The 17735-nt window shown below is 70.7% G+C and carries 11 protein-coding genes; 4 read left to right on the forward strand and 7 right to left on the reverse strand.

What is annotated here, in order from left to right:
* The first annotated feature begins 186 nt into the window (after positions 1-186).
* Positions 187-1938, forward strand: a complete 1752-nt coding sequence (locus JRI60_RS07265; RefSeq protein ID WP_204225118.1) for a sigma-54-dependent transcriptional regulator — start codon at positions 187-189, stop codon at positions 1936-1938.
* Between the two features lie 5 nt (positions 1939-1943).
* Here the strand turns inward: JRI60_RS07265 and JRI60_RS07270 are convergent, their stop codons facing one another.
* Positions 1944-4034 carry a M12 family metallopeptidase gene (locus JRI60_RS07270; RefSeq protein WP_204225119.1) on the reverse strand — a complete coding sequence of 697 codons (2091 nt, stop codon included), beginning with the start codon at positions 4032-4034 and terminating at the stop codon, positions 1944-1946.
* A gap of 392 nt (positions 4035-4426) precedes the next feature.
* Between JRI60_RS07270 and JRI60_RS07275 the strand changes: the two genes are divergently transcribed.
* Positions 4427-7192, forward strand: a complete 2766-nt coding sequence (locus JRI60_RS07275) for a VWA domain-containing protein (RefSeq protein WP_204225120.1) — start codon at positions 4427-4429, stop codon at positions 7190-7192.
* 15 nt (positions 7193-7207) lie between these two features.
* Here the strand turns inward: JRI60_RS07275 and JRI60_RS07280 are convergent, their stop codons facing one another.
* Complete coding sequence (locus JRI60_RS07280; protein ID WP_204225121.1) at positions 7208-8743, reverse strand: hypothetical protein; 1536 nt, start codon at positions 8741-8743, stop codon at positions 7208-7210.
* Positions 8743-9012, reverse strand: a complete 270-nt coding sequence (locus JRI60_RS07285) for a hypothetical protein (protein WP_204225122.1) — start codon at positions 9010-9012, stop codon at positions 8743-8745. The genes JRI60_RS07280 and JRI60_RS07285 overlap by 1 nt, the downstream gene beginning before the upstream one ends.
* Positions 9013-9214: 202 nt before the next feature.
* Between JRI60_RS07285 and JRI60_RS07290 the strand changes: the two genes are divergently transcribed.
* Complete coding sequence (locus tag JRI60_RS07290; RefSeq protein WP_204225123.1) at positions 9215-10267, forward strand: hypothetical protein; 1053 nt, start codon at positions 9215-9217, stop codon at positions 10265-10267.
* 1 nt (position 10268) lies between these two features.
* Here the strand turns inward: JRI60_RS07290 and JRI60_RS07295 are convergent, their stop codons facing one another.
* On the reverse strand, positions 10269-11138 hold the full coding sequence (locus JRI60_RS07295) for a YIP1 family protein (protein ID WP_204225124.1): 870 nt from the start codon (positions 11136-11138) through the stop codon (positions 10269-10271).
* A 179-nt stretch (positions 11139-11317) separates the two neighbouring features.
* On the opposite strand from JRI60_RS07295, the gene JRI60_RS07300 reads away from it, so the two are divergent.
* A complete protein-coding gene (locus JRI60_RS07300; protein ID WP_204225125.1) occupies positions 11318-13567 on the forward strand; it encodes an RCC1 repeat-containing protein in 2250 nt (749 codons plus the stop codon).
* A 50-nt stretch (positions 13568-13617) separates the two neighbouring features.
* Here the strand turns inward: JRI60_RS07300 and JRI60_RS07305 are convergent, their stop codons facing one another.
* The 3 genes from JRI60_RS07305 to JRI60_RS07315 are packed head-to-tail and all read right to left on the reverse strand — an operon-like array spanning position 13618 to position 17731.
* On the reverse strand, positions 13618-14829 hold the full coding sequence (locus tag JRI60_RS07305; RefSeq protein WP_239470393.1) for a cytochrome P450 family protein: 1212 nt from the start codon (positions 14827-14829) through the stop codon (positions 13618-13620).
* A 41-nt stretch (positions 14830-14870) separates the two neighbouring features.
* Complete coding sequence (locus tag JRI60_RS07310) at positions 14871-16271, reverse strand: sigma-54-dependent transcriptional regulator (protein WP_204225126.1); 1401 nt, start codon at positions 16269-16271, stop codon at positions 14871-14873.
* Positions 16268-17731, reverse strand: a complete 1464-nt coding sequence (locus JRI60_RS07315) for a sensor histidine kinase (RefSeq protein ID WP_204225127.1) — start codon at positions 17729-17731, stop codon at positions 16268-16270. Before JRI60_RS07315 ends, JRI60_RS07310 begins: the two co-directional genes overlap by 4 nt.
* Positions 17732-17735: the final 4 nt, after the last annotated feature.

Genomic DNA, 17735 nt, shown 5'->3' on the forward strand with positions numbered 1-17735 from the left:
CGGAGTCTAACAGTCCGCTGATACGGGTGCCCCCGACGGAACCCGCCCGGTGCTTCCACGATTCCAACAGAGTGAGAGGTGGACGATTCCAACGGTTGTACCCGTGGTTCCTGGCTCGTTGAGGACGGGGGTGACATCTTGGATGGCCTCCCAGGATGGGAACGCCGCACCAGGACAGGGGAGGCAATGACCGAGGACATCTCATCCCTCGCCACCGCGTTGCACGCCGCGAGGCACTTCGAGCAGGCCGCGTTCACGACGTTGCGCACGCTGTTGCGGATGGCCGGGCAGGCGCTGGAGGACAGCCGCTTCGCTGGACGGGGCGCGCTGCTGCGCGGAGTGGTGCACTTGCGGCCGGCGGATACCTACAGCCGGCTGATGGCGCTGGAGCGGGAGGCGATGGAGACCCCGTCTCCGGAGGAGGCGGCGCTCTCCCTGGCCAATGAGCCCCAGACGGCGCTGCTGGCCTCCGCTTCCGCCTGGCGCGCGGTGGTGGAGCACGGTTGTGCCGTCTCCATCGACGTGGGACTGGGCACCTTGCTGCCCCACCAGGCATCGGCCCGCGGCCTCTCCAAGTCGTTCCCGGGGGGGTCCTTCACCTCCGAGAGCCAGCAGCGGCTGCTCAGCCGTCAGGCCACACACGTGTGCGTCCTCCCCCTGCGCCTGCCCGGTGGGCGTATCGAGGGGATGATCGCCCTGGAGGCGAGCTGCATGGCGGCGCTCGGCCAGGAGTTCATCTGGTTGGGAGTGGGTCCCCGGCTTCAGCTCGCCGTGGACCTGGCGGCCCCCTTCCTCATGGGCTTGCCACCGCGCCCGGGTGCCATGCTGGAGACGGACGAGTACCTGCCCGTCGTCGGCTCCTCCATGGCCAGCCTGATGGCGGTCCTGCGCGTCTTCGCTCAACAGGAGGAGACGCTCCTCATCAGTGGCCCCACGGGGGCCGGCAAGTCCCGCCTGGCGCGCTGGTGCCACGAGCGCTCCCCGCGCCAGCAACGCCGCTTCGAGAGCCTGGACTTGATGATGATCCCCGAGGAGCTGCAGATGGCGGAGCTCTTCGGCTGGCGCAAGGGGGCCTTCACGGGAGCGGTGCGCGACAACCCCGGGTGTCTGGCACGGGCCGAGGGCGGCACGCTCTTCATCGATGAGATCGACAAGCTGTCTCTCAAGGCCCAGGCGGGCCTGTTGCGTGTGTTGGAGGAGCGCGCCTACCGCACGCTCGGAGACGCCGGGAGCGAGCAGCGGGCCAACGTGCGCTTCATCATCGGCACCAACGCGAACCTGCTCGAGTCGGTCCGCAAGGGCACCTTCCGCGAGGACCTGTACTACCGCATCAACGTCCTGCCCGTGCGGCTCCCACCGCTGGATGAGCGGCGGGACGAGATTGGCCCCTGGTCGCGCTACATGCTGACGCGCCACCACCGGGAGAAGCGTTCGGAGGGGGAGGCGCGTCTGGCTCCGGAAGCCGAGAGATGGCTGGAGCAGGGCTCCTGGCCCGGCAACCTGCGGCAGCTCGACAACCTCATTCGTCGCGCCTACACGCTGGCCCTCGTGGAGCAGGGGAGCACCACCTCGGAGTTGGTGCTGCGCGAGGCCCACATCCGGCAGGCGCTGGCCTACGAAGGAGGAGAGAAGGCCTCGCCCCTGGTGGAGGCGCTGAGCCAGGCCGCGCGGGCCTTCGTGCGGGAGGCGCAGCGGCGGCGGGCTCCGCTCGACATCGACCTGGCCGAGAGCCTGCGGGGCTTCGTGCTGGCCGAGGCGGTGCTGCAGGTGGGGCGGGACGAGGCCTTCCGGCTGCTGGGACGGGAGTCGCTGGTGAAGAGCCGCAACCACCAGAAGGCGCTGAAGCAGGAGCTGAAGAAGGCCGAGGCCCTGTGTCTGGAGTTGGGGCAGTCGGTGCCGCCCGCCCTGGTGCAGGCGGGCGGCGGCGAGCCTTCTTGAGAGACTCAGGGGCCGTTCGGCACGTCGACGCTGGAGCCCGTCGGAATCCGCTTCACGTTCGCCGGGTCGTAGCTGCTGGAAACGTACTTCCGGCCGCCCCACACCTCGTACACCGTCGTGCTCCCGAGCTCGGAGATGAGCGTGCCATCGCGCGGGAGCTCCACGCGCGACACGGAGATTTCCTGCCCACCCGAGAGGGCGACGGTCCAGGCCAGTGAGCCCACGGGAACCATGCGGATGCTGGCACCCGAGACTCCCATGGCCAGCTCCCACTCCGACCAGGCCTGCGGGTTGGGCACCCAGAAGCGGCCGCCGCCCTGGTACACCCAGATGGCGGCCTGGCCCCGCTCGCGCACCACCGCGCCATCGTGGGCCACGTCCTCGCGCACGCGCAGCTCGTCGGTGGCCAGGTCCTTCATGACGAGCGTGTGCCAGAGCGAGCCGCGGGGCACGGTCCTGATGGACGCTTCCGTCAGACCGTTGGCGGCCTTGTAGGCCTCCCACTCCTCGGGATTGGGCACCCAGAAGCGGCCGCCGTCCTGGTACACCCAGATGGCGACCCGGCCCAGCTCGCGCACCACCGTCCCGTTCCGTGGCGACTGCGGTGTGGACGCGATGAAGCCGCGGGGCGCCCAGCGGATGCTCGAATCCGTCAGACCGTGGGCAGCCTTGTAGGCCGCCCACTCCTGGGGATTGGGCACCCAGAAGCGGCCGCCGCCCTGGTACACCCAGATGGCGTTCTGGCCCTGCTCGCGCACCACCGTGCCGTCATTCACGACGACGACGCGGTAGCCGCCCACCGGATGCCAGGAGATGGTGCCGTACTGGAACCGGTTCTCCCACGAGCCATCCGCGGTCTGCTCCGTGTCCGAGAGGGGATAGCCCAGCACGCCTCGCTCCCAGCCGAGCTCCTCCCACTTCGGGCGGATCTGCGAGCGGACGACGTGGGCCCCCGTATCCGGATGCCAGTAGATGGAGCCGCCTTCGTAGTGGCGGTAGCGGCCCCAGTCCTCGGCCATCCCCTCGTCGCTCGTGGAGGCGCCCATCGCCGGGCACCCCTGCGGCGTGAGCCGGCAGAGCACGAGCTCCACGTACTTTCGAGACACCCAACTGCCATACATCCGGGTGATGGAAGAGATATCCCCCTCACTCAACCCATTGCGTTGACCCACGTCCACGCCAGGCGGCAGCGTCTGTTTGACGAGGAACTGCGGCAGCGACCTTCCAGCGGCATCTTTCGCGCTGCATGTCGAGGTGGCCGGGTAGTGCATGATGGAGCCGTAGTCGTAGGCTCCGATGTTCAGGCCGCTGTCCTCCTTGTCATACTGAGCCTTGCAATGGTCCATCGTCGGATCGGTCGAGAAGTTCTCCCACTTCATGGTGATGAAGTCGTCCCGGTCCGACCTGGCTTGCTCGTGGTAGAGGCCCAACGCGTGGCCGATTTCGTGGATGAGCGAGCCGGTGCCGCACCAGGTGGCCACGTTCACGTCCTGGGGGAATGCGACGCCCAGCACGAACAGGGGCCCGACGTGCGAGTTGCACCTGTTGTCAGTGCTGGCCCGGAAGGTCACGCAGTTGCCGCCGAAGAACCCGCAGCCCTCCACCTGGGAGAAGCGGATGACCGTCCTGCGCTCCCAGTGGGCCATGGCGTCGCGCACCTCTTGCCGCTTGTTGTCGGTGAGCGAAGGGTCGAAGGCGAACGTCACCACCCCGTTCGGCCACAGATAGTCGGAGTCCTGAATGCCCAAGCCCTCGGCGGACACGCCGCCCTGGCGCGGGCCCCTGGCGACCTCCTCCCGGAGGCGGGCCGACTCGGCCTCCACGTCCTCCACGCGCCCCAGGACGATGTCTCCTTGCGTGATGGCCCAGCCATCCCTGACGATGTAGTTCACCACCTGCGGCTTGTGGCTCCGGCCGAAGCGCAGGAACGCCGAGCCTCGCGCCACGGTGTCTCGTGGCTTCTGCGCGGTGGTCGTTGGCTGCGCGGCGGGCGACTCGTCCCCGGTGGGGATGCACCCGTGCAACGCCAACGCCAGGGCACCCCAGCCGAATTTCACGGCGGTCCGGGACAGACGGCCGGTGACAGAACCAGACAAGATTGTATCGGGAAACATGATGACTCGCTTCAAAGTGAAATGCCTTGTCCTTGGTGACGATGCGTCGCGGTCCCGTTCAGAGGGGCCGTCCAAGGGCTCTCGGGTTTCTGCTGCCACCCGAGTGACCGCGAGATGAGCAAGGTGTGTGCCGTGTCCCTCTGGGGCTCTCTCTCCGAGAATCTGTGAGGAATACGTGCCCTGGGCGGGCGGGAAAGGCGACGCGTGTCTGAAATGGTGCCGCCAGATTGGATATGGGAGGGGCGGAGCTGGAGCGAGGCACTGGGGGCCGCGTGGTGAGGACACGCGGTCGCGTGGGCGCAACACGCGAGCCTTTCCCGCGGCCACCCCCCTTTCACGGCTCTACCCCGGTGGGTAGCATGGTGTGACCCCGAATGAGCTTCTCCCTGCCCCAGGCGTTGGTGCTCCTCCTGCCGCTGGGCCTCTTCCTGTGGAAGCTCGGCCGGCGCCCCGGCCCTCCCATGGCCCTGCGTTGGGCGCTGCTGCTCCTCGGCGTCGGCGCGCTCGCAGGCCCCGAGCTGCTGCTCCGCCGCGCGGGCAGCGACGTGGTGGTGGTGGTGGACCGCTCGCGCTCCATGCCCGCCGACGCGGGACGGGTGGCCTCGGAGCTGGTGGGCCTCCTGGAGACGCAGCGGCGGCCCGGGGATCGCGTGGGTGTCATCTCCTTCGGGCGCGAGGCCCGGGTGGAGCAGCCGCTCTCGGAGTCGGGACGCTTCGGTGGCTTCACCCGGCCCGTGGACGCGGAGGCCTCGGACGTGTCGGCGGCGCTGGACGCGGCGGGCGCCCTCATTCCCCCGGGCCGCACCGGCCGGGTGCTCGTGGTGTCCGATGGCCGGTCCACCGGCGCGGATGCGAGGGGCGCGGCCCGGCGGCTCGCGGCCCGGGGCATTCCCGTGGACTTCCGCCAGCTCGCCCGCGACGACGCGCCGCTCGACCTGGCCGTCCTCTCGCTGGACGTGCCGTCCTCGGTGAAGGCGCACGAGCCCTTCCAGCTGACGGGCGTGGTGCAGGCCTCCCAGCCCGTCTCCGGCACCGTGCGTCTGGAGCGCAATGGCCACGTCCTGCTGAAGGGTCCCTTCGAGTTCCGCGCCGGGCCCAACCTGCTGCCCTTCCGCGACCTGGTGGAGGAGCCGGGGCTCGCGGCCTACCGGCTCACGGTGGAGGCGCCGGGAGACGGCGTGGTGGAGAACGACGTGGGACAGGCGGTGCTGCGGGTGGAGGGCCCTCCCCGGGTGCTGCTGCTCACGGATCAGCCCGAGGGCACCCTGTCCAAGGCCCTGCGCACGGCCGGGCTGGTGCTGGAGGTGCGCGCCCCCTTCCCCCTCACACTGGACGCGCTGGACGGCGTGGGCACGGTGGTGCTGGAGAACGTCGACGCCAACCGGCTCGGCGAGCCGGGGCTCGGCGCGCTCGCGGCCTACGTGGAGCAGGCCGGCGGCGGACTGGTGATGACGGGGGGCCGCACCAGCTTCGGCGAGGGTGGTTACCGCCGCTCGCCCGTGGAGCCGCTGCTGCCGGTGTCGCTGGAGATGCGCGAGGAGCAGCGCCGCACGGCCCTCGCCATGAGCGTGCTGATGGATTGCAGCTGCTCCATGGGCGTGCGCGTCCCGGACGGGCGCACGAAGATGGAGCTGGCCGCCGAGGGCGTGGTGAGCGCCCTCACGCTGCTCAACGAGAAGGACGAGGTGTCCGTGCACATGGTGGACACCGAGGTGCACGAAATCTTCCCCATGAGTCCCGTGGAGCTGGGGCTGCCGCTGGACGAGGTGTCGCGTGGCTTCAGCGGCGGCGGTGGCATCTACGTGGGCGAGGCGCTGCGCGAGGGCCAGAAGCAGATTCTCGGCAGCGACAAGGCCACGCGGCACGTGCTGCTCTTCTCGGACGCGGCGGACTCGGAGGAGCCGGACGACTACCTGAAGACGCTCTCCCGGCTCCAGGGCGAGAAGGTGACGGTGTCCGTCATCGGCCTGGGCTCGAAGAAGGACCCGGACGCGGCGCTGCTCGAGGAGATCGCCGCCAAGGGTGGAGGCCGCATCTACTTCGCCGAGGACGCGACGAGCCTGCCGCGCATCTTCAGCCAGGAGACCATCGCCGTGGCGCGGGCCACCTTCGTGGACGAGCCCGCCTCGCTGGAGGCCGCGCCGGACCTGCCGCTGCTCGGGAGGCTGCCGGCGCTGGGGCTGCCCCAGGTGGGCGGCTACAACCTCACGTATCTGCGGCCGCGCGCGAGCGTGGCCCTGCGCACGCTGGACGACAACGCGGCGCCGGTGCTGGCGCTGTGGCCGCGCGGCGCGGGGCGCACGGTGGCCTTCATGGCCGAGGTGGATGGGGCCTTCACCGGCGAGCTGCGCTCCTGGAGCGGCCTGCGCCCGGCGCTGGAGGGCATGGTGCGCTGGGCCATGGGCGGGGCGGGGGAGTCGGGCGAGGCGGTGGCGCGCTCGGAGCGGCGGGGCAACCTGCTGCGGGTGACGCTGGACTTCGCGCCGGGAGAGGCGCTGCCGGGCGCGCTGCCCTCGCTGGTGCTGCTGCCGGGAGATGGGCGGAGCCAGCCGGTGGAGGTGCCCATGCGTTGGGAGGACGAGGACCGGGTGGCGGCCGAGTACACCCTGCCGGGCAGTGGCTCGTGGCACCCGGTGGTGAAGCTGGGCGCGCGCGTGCTGCGGGCCCCGCCGGTGACGCTGCCCTATGCCCCCGAGTTCGAGCCCGGCACCTCCCAGGAGGGCCTCGCGGTGCTGCGCGGGGTGGCGGCCGTGGGCGGTGGCGTGGAGCGGCTGTCCATGGCGGGCCTCTTCGAGGACGCCCCCGAGTCCGAGGGCCGCGTGCCGCTGGCGCCGTGGCTGGTGGGCCTGGCGGTGGCGGTGCTGCTGGCGGAGGTGGCCGTGCGCCGCTTCCTCTCCGGGCCCAGGCCCCGACGCGCGGTGGCTCCCTCGGCGGCGGCCGTGGCGGCGCCGGGCATGCCGGCTCCGGCCGTCACGGGCCCGGCCCCGGAGTCCACCGCGTCCACCGGTGCCGGGAAGGCTCCGGAAGCAGCCCCCACGACGGCAGCCACCTCGGGAGATGCACCGCCACGGGACGAGCACGGGGTGGACTCGGCCCTCGAAGCCGCTCGCGAGCGGGCCCGCCGCCGCTTGCGGCGGTAGGGGCCCGCCCCCGGCTCACTTCGGCAACGTCTTCGCGATGGTGATGCCCGAGGTCGCCACCGCGCTCCCTCCCTTCACCCACCGCATGGTGTAGCTGCCCAGGAGCGAGAGTGTCGGGGCGACCGGAACCTCCAGCGAGGCGCTGAAGCCACCGGACAGCTCGTCGACCATCTGGCCGTTGATGCTGATGTCGCGGAACGGCGCCCACCGCAGCAGGCCCGCGACCCGGAAGACGGTGTCCGAGGGCATGTCCCGGGACGGCAGCGTCACGCCCAGGCCCGCGGCCGCGTCGAGCAGGAGGCTGGCCTGGGCGTCGCAACCGGAGAAGCGCGAGCACACCCGCGTGGGATACGCCGACCCCGAGGTCAACACCCGGAAGTTGTAGAGCAACTGGCTCGAGTCGCGGCCGCCCAGCAAGGCTCCGTCGCCCGCCACCTCCAGGCCGGTGGAGAACAGGTCCGGCAGCTCGGGCACGAAGTCCGGGCGAGGCGTCACGCGCACCCTCAACGCCACGTCCAGATGGAACGGGTACTTCTCCCTGTCCAGCTCGGGTTGGATGAAGGTCCGGGTGAAATAGGTCTCCATCGTCTCCAGGTAGAACCGCCGGGCCGCCTCGGAGGCCTCCTCCAGTGCCGCCCGCAGGTTCTCCTGCTCCCGCAGCTTCCGGGCCTGGTCGATCTCCGTCCTCAGTTGCTCTCGTGCCTCCGAGGGGGCCGCGTCGAGCCGCGCCTTCTCCTCCTGCTGGTTCAGCCTCTCGGCGGGCTGCCGCAGCTCCAGGCTCGCCTGGATGCGCCGGAGGAATTGCTGGGTGGCGAAGAGGCCCTGCTGCTCGGACTTCTTGATGATCTCCTGCATCCGGTTGCTGACCTCGATGGACCAGTCATACGCCGTGCGCCGGCTGCTGAAGGCCAGCATGGTCTCGGCCGAGGCGAACTGCGGCTGCCCCAGCTCGGTGGGCTCCGTGCTGTCGGCGGCCCTCACGGGCTGGATGACGAGCAGGCTTCCCGTCAGCGAGGTGTGTCTCGGGATGAAATGCTCGGAGTGGGGGCTGAGCGCGCCCGCGATGTTCCCCGCGAGCCCGGGTTGCCCCGCCGAGACGATCTGCGACAGGCCCACCTGCAACCTCTGGGGCGCGGGGATGCCGCCCACCGCGCCGAGCACCTGCGAGAACACCGGCGAGGAGAGCTGATTCGATGCGACGTATCGCTCGAGCGTCTCCGTCAGCGTCGGGCGGTACCTCTCGTAGATGCCGTGGAAGGCCGTGCCAGTGGGTGGAGTCAGCGGCTTGTCGGCGTTGCAGGTGGCCAGCACCTGCTGGAGCCGGGTGAGGGCCTCGGCGCGCAGCGCGGGCCAGTTCTCGAGGGCGACTCCCTCGGGGGGCGTGTCCCACTGCTGGCCGGCCATCAAGGCGGTACCGAGCACGTCGTGGGTGCCGTCGCTCAGGAATCCCACGAGCGGGTTCGCGGCGCAGGCGGGGCGCTCCTGTGCCGTGGCGTTCGTCGCCGTCAGCAGGAGCCCGAGGGTGAGCAACAGGCGGTGGGGCGAGCGCATCAGTGCACCTCGTAGCGGAGGGTGACCATCTCCTTCTTCGTGGCCGATTCGGTCCGCGGAACCGCGAAACCCTCCTGGCCCTCGAGTGTCGCCGTCAACGTGCGCATGCGCCTGTCCATGACGGTGAGCGTGTAGAAGCCGGGCTGTTTGGTGGGCAGCTCCTTTTCGAGGCGCACCTCCTCATCGAGGTTGTCCGGCCCGGTGAGCCTGGCCTTGTAGTCGTCACTGGTGGTCGTGAACGACAGATCGCTTCCTTGCGCTACGCGCATGTCCCCTCCCGTGGGCCACGCTTCGTGTGCGGCCCGGAGCCGGAGCCTAGCGAGAGCACCCAAATCTTTCTCAAGGATTGAGTGGCCGACACCCACAAGGATTACTGGAAAATCGGATTTCTCAGATGTTAAGACGCGCCCTCCCCCACCGTGGGGCGGGGCGACGTGTTGCCCGGCTCCGCGGTCCTACCCGAGGCTCGCGATGAAGCTGCGATACACGCTGTTCCTGTTGCCGGCGCTGTACCTGGTGGGCTGTGGCCCCGCCAAGGACGAGGTCGTGGTGGATGCGCTCACCGGCGAGGTGCTCGAGCCGGCCACCACCGAGTACGACATGCACCGGCTGCTCGAGGACACCGACATCACCGGCGGCCAGTGGATCACCACCGCGCAGGTGCAGCAGTTCCTGGTGCAGAAGGGCTCGTACCTGGCCACCTACAAGGATCCGGCCTGGAACAACAAGACGGCGGCGGCCCTCATCGTGGAGCAGTCCAAGGCCCAGACCATCAACCCCCTGTACATGCTGGCGCGCATCCAGACGGAGTCGAGCCTCATCACCAGCGGCACCTCCACCAACCTGGCCAAGGCCACCGGCTGTGGTTGCCCCGACAGCGGCGGGTGCTCCTCCTCCTATGCGGGCTTCGGCAAGCAGATTGAGTGCTCGGCCAAGAAGATGCGCGGCTACCTCACCGACCTGGACGCCGGCCGCGCCACCGTCTCCGGGTGGAAGCCGGGCGTGACGAAGAGCACCTCGGATCCGTGCTCGGTGAAGCCCGTCAACAAGGCCACCGCGGCGCTCTACACGTACACGCCCTGGGTGGGCGCGTACGCCATCCAGTGCGGCCGCACCGACATCGGCGGCTCGTCCCTGGTGTCGGTGAAGTACAACCAGTTCAAGGGCGAGTACAACTGGGGTACCGGCTCCACCACCGTCACCTGCTACACCGGCACGGTGGACGCCAACGTGGCCGTGGGCGTGTGCGTGCAGAGCTCCTCGGACGCCATCTGGCGGCAGTGCCAGGCCGACGGCACCTTCACGGCGGGCACCACCACCAAACCCACCAACTGCACCGCGTCCTGGCCGTGGTGCAGCTCCGCCACCCTGGGACAGTCCGTGCCGGCGCGCACGTGCGTGCAGTCCAGCGGAGACCTGCAGTGGCACCAGTGCGGCTCCGAGGGCGCGTGGCTGTCCGCCCCGAACGCGCCCACCACCGGCAGCGGCCCGGTGGGCACCTGCTACGCCAGCTACGCGCTGTGAGCTAGGAGCGGCCCACCGCGAGCAGGATGAGCGCGATGTAGCCTCCGCCGCAGAGCATGCAGAAGGTCAGTGGCGCGGCCAGGGCACCGACCGCCGCCACGCCCCACGTCGTCCGGTGCAGCCCCCGGTAGGCGAAGACGCGCGCCACCAGCACCCAGAAGGGCGCCACCTGCGCGCCGATGATGGGCACCCCCCCGAGCACCATCGGCGCCTGGGACAGGGCATTGGCCCGGAGCGTCACCGCGAAGTCCCGGGTGATGCCGCCCATGCGCAGGAAGAGGTGGTCCACACCCGCGTTCAGCAGGGTGAAGACCAGGGTCAACGGGGGGATGACGAGCACGCAGAAAGCGAACGTGGCCAGCCCCACCCACTGGAACCGCTGCTCCACTTCGGGTTGTGTGCTCGCAACCGGGAATACCTGGGTCATGAAGCTGAACAGGCCCAGGTAGGTGACGCCGGTCACGAAGCTGCTCGGCAGGGAGCTCAGCAGCGCGAACAGCAGTGAGCTGCCCACGCTCCCCTCGGCCCGGACCGTGGAGAAGCTACCCGGGCGCAGCAGCACCTCGACGAACGTCTTCCAGAAGGCCATGAACGTGCCCAGCTCCTCGCGCCTGTCCCACGGGAGCAGGACGTCCGGCTCGCGCTCGTGACAGTTCTGGCAGAGCACCTGTCCCCGCGAGTCGACGCGCAGGCACATGGCGCAGGCGAACGCGCCGCACCGGTCGCAGGTGCCGAGGCTTCGCAGCGTGGGGTGGATGGCGCACGCTGGCTCCGCGCCGTCCACCTCGATGAGCAGCGAGGCGCCACAGTGGGCGCAGGACGGGGCTCCGGGAGTGAGGGCCTGTTGGCAGCGCGGGCATGGAATGGACATGCGCCGCCCATCCTGCCGCGATTCGTCACCCGGTGTCGCGATTCGTCATGCCTCCGCGCGTGGTGCCGCGCGCAACCTCCCGGGAATTGGTGCGGACCGGAGCGGCCGGGCATGGGCACGGTTTCTGCTCACGCGTCGCCACGCTCGAAGCGCTGAGCCAATCCCAGGAGCATCATTCGATGAGAAGAGAGCGCGTGTGCGGCGGAGCCGGTGTGACTCGGCTCCTGCTGGCCATTTGCATGATGGTGATGTGGAGCGGACGGGCCCTCGCCGGTGAGACCACCGAGAGCCAGGAGCTTTCGGCCAGGGCCAGGCGAGGCCTGCTCGCGACCGGGGACGGCCACTCGTTGGCGGTCGCTCCGGATGGCTCCGTGTGGGGCTGGGGGGCCAATGGCTTCGGCCAGCTCGGAGATGGGAAGTACGGTAAACACTCCCTGCCGGTGCGCGTGCCGGGAATCGGCCGGGTCATCACCGTGGCGGCCGGTGACTTCTATTCCATGGCCTTGCGTGTGGACGGCTCCGTCTGGGCCTGGGGGCTCAACGACGCGGGACAGCTCGGGGTCGAGTCGCCGTACTCGAGGCCCCAGCCCGCTCCGGTGCCGGGCCTCACGGGCGTGGTGGCCCTCGCGGCCGGTGAACGTCACGTGCTGGCGTTGCGCGCGGATGGCTCCGTCTGGGCCTGGGGCGACAACTTCCAGGGCCAGCTCGGAGTGGAGCTGGAGTCCTGGCCCTCCTCCCGGTTCGAGCCCGCTCCGGTGCCGGGCCTGACGGACGTGGTGGCGGTCGCGGCGGGGAAAGCCCTCTCGCTGGCGCTGCGCGCGGATGGCTCCGTCTGGGCCTGGGGCGACAACTCCTACGGCCAGCTCGGGACCCCGGAGCCTTATTCCAGGGCGCAACCCGCTCCGGTGCCGGGCCTGACGGACGTGGTGGCCCTCGCCACCCATGGCGAGCACGCGCTGGCGGTGCGCCAGGACGGCTCCGTGTGGTTCTGGGGCGAGGACTCACTGGACCTGGTGGGGGATGGGTTCGAGAATTCCATCGCCACGCCCCATGCGGTGCCGGGCCTCACGAACGTGGTGGCCGTGGATGACGCCTTCGACCGTTCGATGGCGCTGCGCCGGGATGGCACCCTGTGGGCCTGGGGACAGAACAACTGGGGCCAGCTCGGCGACGGGACGACGCAACTGCGCACCCGCCCGGTCCAGGTCGGGGTGGGCCACGTGGTGGACTTCGCGGTGGGCGGTACCCACTCGCTGGCCGTGCGCCGGGATGGCTCCCTGTGGAGCTGGGGAAACAACATGACGGGCGCGCTCGGCACGGGAACGGACCAGCGGCTCACCCCCATCCAGACGCGGGTGCTCACCGACGTGGTGTCCCTGTCCGCCGGCTCGGCCCGCTCGCTGGCGGTGCGGGAGGATGGCTCCGTCTGGAGTTGGGGCTCGGAACCGGCCCAGGTGGCGGCGCTCTCGAGCACGAAGGCCGTCTCGTCCGGTGACTCCCACTGGCTGGCGCTGGGCACGGACGGCTCCGTCCGGGCCTGGGGCTTCAACACCTACGGCCAGCTCGGCGATGGAACCCAGACCTACCGCGCCCTGCCGGTGCCGGTGCCGGGCCTCACGGACGTGGTGGACCTCTCGGCTGCTGAGCTCTCCTCGCTGGCGGTGCGCGCGGATGGCTCCGTCTGGGGCTGGGGCGCCAACTTCCAGGGCCAGCTCGGTCCGGGGACGACGCAACCCCGGACGAGCCCGGTTCAGATCTCCGGGCTGGACCAGGTGGTGGCCGTGTCGGCCAGTGCCTCCTACTCGCTGGCGGTGCGCGCGGATGGCTCCGTCTGGGCCTGGGGCGACAACTCCTACGGCCAGCTCGGCGTCGAGTCGCCGTACTCGAGGCCCCAGCCCGCTCCGGTGCCGGGCCTCACGGACGTGGTGGCCCTCTCGGCCGGCAGCTCCCACGCGCTGGCGCTGCGCCGGGACGGCTCCGTCTGGGCCTGGGGGAGCAACGCCCAGGGCCAGCTCGGCGATGGTTCTCGGGTCTCCCGTCCCACGCCGGCTCCGGTGCCGGGCCTCTCGCGCGTGGTCTCCCTGACTGCCCGAGGAAACGTCTCGCTGGCGCTGCGCGAGGACGGCTCCGTCTGGGCCTGGGGAAGCAACCCCGACGGGCTCGGAGACGGGACGCGCGAGCCCCGCGCCTCTCCGGTCCAGGTGGTGGGCCTCACGGATGCCGTCGCCATCTCGGCGGGCGGTTCCCACGCGCTGGCGGTGCGGGAGGACGGCTCCGTCTGGGGCTGGGGGAACTCCGCGATGCTCGGTGCGGGCCTCTCCGTGGTGCAGCCCACGCCCACCCGCCTGACGTTGCCCTGCCGCGTCCCGGGCGGGCCGGGGCGGGAGCACCGCGCGGGTGAGCCCCGGCGGTGCCACGTGGCGCAGTAGGCACGGCGCCTCCTCCGCCCTCTCCCCGGTGGGAGGGCGGAGTGTCCGTCTCAGAAGGCCACGGGCAGGCGCTGCAGGCCGCGCACGAGGATGCCGTCACGCCAGCGCAGCTCGGACGGGTCCACGCCGAAGCGCAGGCGGGGCAGGCGCTCCAGCAGCAGGTTGATGGCGATGGTGGCCTCCAGCCGGGCCAGGGGCGCGCCCAGGCAGAAGTGGATGCCGAAGCCGAAGGCGATGTGCCGGTTGGGCTCGCGGGTGATGTCGAACCGCTCCGGCTCCGGGAACTGCTCGGGGTCGTGGTCGGCCGACAGCAGCGAGGCGAGGATGGTCTCCCCCCGGGGAATCACCTGGCCATGGAACTCGGCGTCCTGCGCGGCCCAGCGCTGGGTGGTGGTCTCCACCGGGCCGCAGTAGCGCAGCATCTCCTCCACCGCGGACTCGATGAGGGCCGGGTTGGCGCGCAGCCGCTCCAGCTGCTCCGAGTGGTTCAGCAGCGCCCAGACGCCGTTGCCAATGAGGTTCACCGTCGTCTCGTGGCCCGCCACCAGCAGCAGGAACAGCATGCTCATCAGCTCCAGGGGCGAGAGCCGGTCCCCCTGCTCCTCCGCGGACATGAGGGCGGTGAGCAGATCATCCCGAGGGTCCGCCCGGCGCCGCGCCAGCAACTGCTGGAAGTACTGGATGAACTGCCTGCCGGCCTCCCGGAGCGGCTCGAGGTTCCCCTCGGACGGCGGGCTGATGATGGTGGTCGTCCAGTCGCGGAACTGGTCCCGGTCCTCCACCGGCACGCCGAGCAGCTCGGCGATGACAGTGATGGGCAGGGGGAAGGCGAAGGCGTCCAGCAGATCCATGGAGCCCGGGTCCTTCGCCGTGTCCAACAGCTGGCTGGCGATGGCGGCGATGCGCGGGCGCAGCTCCTCCACGCGGCGCGGGGTGAAGGCCTTGGACACCAGGGAGCGCAGCCGCGTGTGGTCCGGCGGATCCGCCGAGAGCATGTGCCGGCTGATGGCTTCCATATCCGCGGAGCGCATCTGGCGGTGGGGCGAGTCCTCGGGGAGCTTCTTCACGTCCTTGGTGAAGCGCGGATCTCGCGCCAGCTCCACCGCGTCCTTGTAACGCGTCACCACCCATACCGGCTGTCGCAGGGTGGGGTCGTACAGCCGGACCACGGGGGCTTCCTGCCGCATGCGCGCGTAGAGGGGCAGGGGATTGGCGCGCGTCTCCGGGGACCACAGGTCGTAGCGAGGGGATGTCGTGCTCACAATGGATTCTCCAGGGGTGGAAGGAACGGAGGTGGAGCCGCTCAGGTGGAGGACTTCTCGTCCTTGTCCTCGGCGGCCCCGGCGTTGCGGCGGCCCAGCTTGCGGTAGAGCGTCTTGCGGTCCACGCCGAGGATGCGCGAGGCCAGCGTCCGGCTGCCGCCCACCGTCTCCAGCACGCGCTGGATGTAGCGGCGCTCCATCTCCTCGAGCGAGACGAGCTCGGACACGTCCTGCTCCTGGCCGAGGTTGCTGGGGCCGCGGTAGTCGCGGATGCGCTCCGGCAGGTCCTCCACGGTGAGCTGCTCGTAGGTGGTGAGGGCCACGGCGCGCTCGATGCAGTTCTGCAGCTCGCGCACGTTGCCGGGCCAGGTGTAGGCCAGCAGGCGCTGGGCGGCGGCGGGGGTGAGGCCCACCACGCGCTTGCCGCTGCGCGCGGCGAAGTGCTCCAGGAAGCGCTGGGCCAGCAACAGCACGTCGTTGCCCCGGGCCCGCAGCGGGGGCAGCTCCAGGCCGATGACGTTGAGCCGGTAGTACAGGTCCTCGCGGAAGCGGCCCTCCTCCACGGCCAGCTCCAGGTCGCGGTTGGTGGCGGCGACGATGCGCGCGTCGAAGGGCACCTCGGTGTCCCCTCCCACCGGGCGGACCTTGCGCTCCTGCAGCGCCCGCAGCAGCTTGGGCTGGAGCGCCAGGGGCATCTCCCCCGCCTCGTCCAGGAAGAGGGTGCCACCGTGCGCCTGGACGAAGAGGCCCGAGCGCGCCGCCTTGGCGTCGGTGAAGGCACCCCGGGCGTGGCCGAACAGCTCGCTCTCCAACAGGGCCTCGGGCATGGCCGCGCAGTTGATGGCCACGAAGGGCCCGTCGTGGCGCCGGCTGCGCGCGTGCAGCGCCCGGGCGGCCACCTCCTTGCCGGTGCCGCTCTCGCCCGTCACCAGCACCGACGCGTCCGAGTCCGCCACCCGGTCGATGAGCTCGTACACCCGGCGCAGCGCCGGGCTCTCGCCCACCACGCCCCCGTCCGCCGACACGCCGCCCAGAGCCCGGCGCAACCGCCGCACCTCCTCGCGCAGTGCCTTGTGCTGCACCGCCCGCTCCAGCACCAGCACCAGCGCGTCCAGGTCCACCGGCTTGGTGACGAAGTCGTACGCGCCGGCACGGATGGCGGCCACCGCCGTCTCCAGGCTGCCAAAGGCCGTCACCACCACCACGGGGATGTCCGGACGGTTGAGGACGATGCGCTCGCACAGCTCCAGCCCATCCATGCCCGGCATCCGCATGTCGGTGAGGACGGTGTCGAACTCCTCCGTCTCCAGCAGGGGGAAGGCCTCGTCCGCGCTGCCCAGCACCGTGGGGACGAAGCCCCGGCGCGCCAGCCCCTTCTCCAACAGCGCTCGCATCTCGCGCTCGTCCTCGACGACCAGGATGCGGCCCTTCGTCGCGCTCATGCCTTGGCCTCCTCGGTTTCCTTCGCCTCGGGTGGGAGGAAGATGGAGAAGCAACTACCGCGTCCGGGTTCGCTGCTCACGGAAATCCAGCCGCCGTGGTCCCGAATGAGTCCGTAGGAGACAGACAGGCCCAGGCCCGTGCCCTCTCCTACGTCCTTGGTGGTGAAGAAGGGCTCGAAGATACGGGGCAGCGCTTCGGGGGAGATGCCCTCGCCCTCGTCCGTGACGTCCATCCGCACCCACTCGCGCTCCGGCCCTCCCAGGTCCGCTGGCGGCAGGGCGTGCTCCCTCCCCAGGCGGACCCGCAGCGTGCCCGGACGTTTCATCGCATGCATGCCGTTGACCATCAGGTTGGTGAGGGCCTGTTGAATCTGCCCGGCGTCCACCTCCAGGTTCACCGGCCCTGGCGCCTCGCTGGCGAGGACGATGTTGCGCCGTGTCGCCATGGGCCGCAGCAGCGTCAACGTCCGCTCCACCAGCTCGTTCAAATTTTCCGGGGCGCGCCGGGGCGTGCGCCGCCGGGCGAAGTCCAGCAGCTGACGGATGATGGCCGTCATGTGCTGCACCTGCTGGGAGATGATGCGGGCGCACTCCTTCGTCTCCTCTCCCTCGGCCTCGCCGGAGGCGATCATCTTCGCCCGGCCGAGCACCACGTTGAGCGGAGTGCCCAGCTCATGGGCCACGCCGGAGGCCAGCTTGCCCACCGTGCCCAGCCGGTCCGCGTGCCGCAGGTGCTCGAGCGTGGCCAGGCGCGCCGCCGTCTCGGCCGCCACCTGTGCGCGCGCCGTGGCCAGCCCCGAGGCCATCTGGTTCATCGCGTCCGCGAGCGTGGCCAGCTCGTCCTTCTGTGTCAGGTGCACCCGCGCCCCCAGGTCCCCCTGGCCGATGCGGTGCGCGAGCCCCACCAGTTGCTCCACGGGACGGCCCACCAGCCGTCTGCCCATGGCCATGGCCACCAGCAGGAAGGCCAGGGTGATGGCGCCGGTGGCCACCGCCGTGCCCACCACCGTCTGGCGCACGTGCAGCAGCTGCTCCGTGAGGGGCTCGGTGACCTCGATGGCCCCCCGCCGCTCTCCGACGATGATGGGGGTGAAGGAGCGCAGCAGGCTGATCTCATGGCTGTGGTCCTCGTAGGAGGTGTCCCATCCGGAGCGCAGCGCCTGGAGCTGATCCGGGGGCAGCTGCGTCGCCTCCGGCATGTCCAGCCACAGCCAGCCCAGCCGCACCTGCTCCTGGAGGCGGTTGGCGTTGGCGAGCACCGCCCGGGCCTCGTCCTCGCCTTCCAACTCCCAGGTGCGGACGAACGCGCCGCCCACCGTGTAGCCGAGCAGGCGGTGGTCGTTGCGCATGTCCAGCGCCGAGCGGGCCAGCTCGCGTTGCACCTCCACGGTCTCCAGCCCCGCGATGACGGCGAAGGCGAGCAGGACCAGGGCGAGGGTGATCTTCCGAGCGAGCTTCATTCAG

It is taken from the genome of Archangium violaceum (genome assembly GCF_016887565.1).
Classification (GTDB): domain Bacteria; phylum Myxococcota; class Myxococcia; order Myxococcales; family Myxococcaceae; genus Archangium; species Archangium violaceum_B.